Source organism: Stenotrophomonas capsici, from assembly GCF_034961085.1.
GTDB lineage: Bacteria > Pseudomonadota > Gammaproteobacteria > Xanthomonadales > Xanthomonadaceae > Stenotrophomonas > Stenotrophomonas capsici.
On the sequence record NZ_JAYFUH010000051.1, the window covers coordinates 1 to 1,690 of the forward strand.

Here is a 1,690-nt window from a genome sequence, read left to right on the forward strand (position 1 = left end):
GGCGGTTGCTCTTGGTGCGCATCGAGCGCACGCGGATGCCGGCGGCGTTGAAGGTGTCGAACACGCGGTTGAGGTCCATCGCCCGCGGCATGTCCAGGTCCAGCGTGTGCGTGTCGGTGGCCAGCAGCGTGGCGCCTTCGATGTGCGGCAGCTGCGCCGGCAGTTCACCGTCGATGTCGAAGATGAAGCCTTCCACGTCCAGCTTGGCCAGCAGGCCGCGCATCGGGCCCTGCTCGACGATGCGGCCGTGGTTGATGATGGCCAGGTTGCGGCACAGCTGCTCGGCTTCCTCCAGGTAGTGCGTGGTGAGGATGATGGTGGTGCCGGCGGCGTTGATCTCCTGCAGCGTCTTCCACATGTCGCGGCGGATCTCGATGTCCACGCCGGCGGTGGGCTCGTCCAGGATCAGCAGGCGCGGGCGGGTCATCATCGCGCGGGCGATCATCAGCCGCCGCTTCATGCCGCCGGACAGCGTGCGGCTCATCATCTGCGCCTTGTTCCACAGGTGCGCGCGCTTGAGCTCCTGCTCGGCGCGGACCTCGGCCTCGGCGCGCGGGATGCCGTAGAAGCCGGCGTAGTTGACCAGGATGTCGAAGGGCTTCTCGAACAGGTTGAAGTTGATCTCCTGCGGCACCAGGCCGATCAGGCGCATGGTCGCGCTGCGCTGGCTGACCAGGTCGCTACCGAAGACCTCCACCTGGCCTTCGCTGAGGTTCACCAGCGAGGAGATGATGCCGATCATGGTCGACTTGCCGGCACCGTTGGGGCCGAGCAGGGCGAAGAAATCGCCCGGGGCTACTTCCAGCGACACGCCCTTCAGGGCCTGCACGCCGTTGTCGTAGGTCTTGCGCAGATCGGTGATGCGCAGCGCGGGGGCTGCGGGGGGGATTCGGGAGTCCAAGCTCGGGCCTTCGCGCCGGGTCTGCGGCGCCGCGTGAATGCAAAGCGGTATTATAGAAGGCCCTGCGGCTTTGCCCGGTCAAACACAGCTTTCCCTTCGTGCCTGCCCAATTCCCCCTCAAGCTGGTCGGACGCCGCATGCTGGCGCCCACCGTTGGCCACTACCAGTTCGTCCGTGACGATGGGCAACCGCTGGATTTCCAGCCCGGCCAGTTCATTCAGGTTCACTTCGAGTACGCCGACGGCACCGCGACCAAGCGCAGCTACTCGCTGGCCACCATCCACGACCACGCGTTGGGCCCGGGTGAGGCGGTGGAAATCGCGGTCAGCTTCGTGCCCGGCGGCGCCGCCACCGCCCTGTTCGAGGGGCTGGAGCTGGGCGGCCACCTGACCGGCAGCGGCCCGTTCGGGCGCTTCTGCCTGAACCCCGGCGACCACAACGGCCGCTACCTGCTGATCGCCACCGGTACCGGCGTTACCCCGTACCGCTCGATGCTGCCGCTGCTGCGCCGGGCCATCGCCGAGCGCGGCGTGGAAGTGGTGCTGCTGCAGGGCGCCCGCACCCCGCAGGAACTGCTCTACAGCGAGGACTTCCGTGCCTTCGCCGAGGCCACCCCGGGGTTCCGCTACATGCCCTGCCTGTCGCGCGAGCTGCCGGCCGACCCGCACCCGGATGTGCGCAAGGGCTACGTGCAGCAGCAGCTGGCCGAGATCGGCCCGGACCCGACGCGCGACATCACCTACCTGTGCGGCAACCCGGACATGGTCGATGCCTGCGCCGAGCTGCTGA

The 1,690-nt window shown here is 68.0% G+C and carries 2 protein-coding genes; one reads left to right on the forward strand and one right to left on the reverse strand.

Annotated features, from left to right (window positions below):
* A partial coding sequence (locus VA603_RS01690; RefSeq protein ID WP_323437761.1) for an ABC transporter ATP-binding protein occupies positions 1-901 on the reverse strand: 901 nt, incomplete at its 3' end.
* A 137-nt stretch (positions 902-1,038) separates the two neighbouring features.
* Here VA603_RS01690 and VA603_RS01695 point away from each other — a divergent pair.
* The coding region (locus VA603_RS01695; protein ID WP_425603638.1) for an FAD-binding oxidoreductase at positions 1,039-1,690 on the forward strand (652 nt) is incomplete at its 3' end.